The 1,245-nt window shown below is 43.5% G+C and carries 1 rRNA gene; it reads left to right on the top strand.

The annotated features are described in order from the left end of the window. Nucleotides 1-33 precede the first annotated feature (33 nt). Nucleotides 34-1,245, top strand: a 23S ribosomal RNA gene (locus HMPREF3045_RS09380); the annotation flags it as partial.

Below are 1,245 nucleotides of genomic sequence, written 5' to 3'. Positions count from 1 at the left end.
ACCTAATAAAATTAAATAGCTATAAATATTTCCAGTCAAGAAAGCAAGGGCACAAGGTGGATGCCTTGGCACATGAAGGCGAAAAAGGACGTAAGTGAACGAAAACTAGGGTAAGCTCACAAAAAGCAATGACCCCTAGGTCTCCGAATGGGGCAACCCGGTTGTGGAAGACACAATCATTACTAAGTGAATACATAGCTTAGTAAGGCAATACCCTGCGAACTGAAACATCTAAGTAGCAGGAGGAAAAGAAAGAAACATCGATTTTCTAAGTAGCGGCGAGCGAAAGGAAAAGAGCCTAACTCATTAGCGATTTACTAATGTTAGTCAAATTGTCTGAAAAGATAAACCAAAGAAAGTGAAAGTCTTGTAGACGAAAGCATTAATAAACGAGAGGGAAAGTATCACCGGGCACGAGTAACCCGGTGTGAAGATAGGGGGCCCATCCCCTAAGGCTAAATACTAACATGTGACCGATAGTGAACAAGTACCGTGAGGGAAAGGTGAAAAGAACCCCGAAAGGGGAGTGAAATAGAACCTGAAACCTAGTGCCTACAAGCAGACAGAGCGTGAGCGAACGTGATGTCGTACCTTTTGTAGAATGGGCCAGCGAGTTATTCTAAATTGCAAGGTTAATGATTTAAGATCAGAAGCCGTAGCGAAAGCGAGTCTTAATAGGGCGAAAGTAAGTTAGAATAGACCCGAAACCGGGTGATCTATCCATGGTCAGAGTGAAGTTGAAGTAAAATTCAATGGAGGCTCGAACCGGGTGCGGTTTAAAACGCATCGGATGAACTGTGGATAGGGGCGAAAAACCAAACGAACCCGGAGATAGCTGGTTCTCCTCGAAATAGCTTTAGGGCTAGCCTCTGACCTAAGATTTTAGGAGGTAGAGCACTGAATGGTCTAGGGCGGATTACCGTACCAAAACCTATCAAACTCCGAATGCCAAAAAATCAAGTCAGGGAGTCAGACTTAGGGGGATAAGCTTCTAAGTCGAAAGGGAAACAGCCCAGACCGACAGCTAAGGTCCCAAAATTTGAATTAAGTGGAAAAGGATGTGAATCTACTAAGACAACCAGGACGTTGGCTTAGAAGCAGCCATGCATTTAAAGAATGCGTAATAGCTCACTGGTCAAGTGGGTTTGCGCCGAAAATGAACGGGGCTCAAATTCAATACCGAAGCTTCGGATTAATAGAGGGATTAAGTTTACAAATGAGACTAGGAAATATTTAACAAAAACA

Origin of the sequence: Anaerococcus sp. HMSC075B03 (genome assembly GCF_001815585.1) — a bacterium.
GTDB lineage: Bacteria > Bacillota > Clostridia > Tissierellales > Peptoniphilaceae > Anaerococcus > Anaerococcus vaginalis.
Note: the sequence above shows the minus strand (reverse complement) of the source record. Positions and strands in the feature narration are given on the sequence as shown.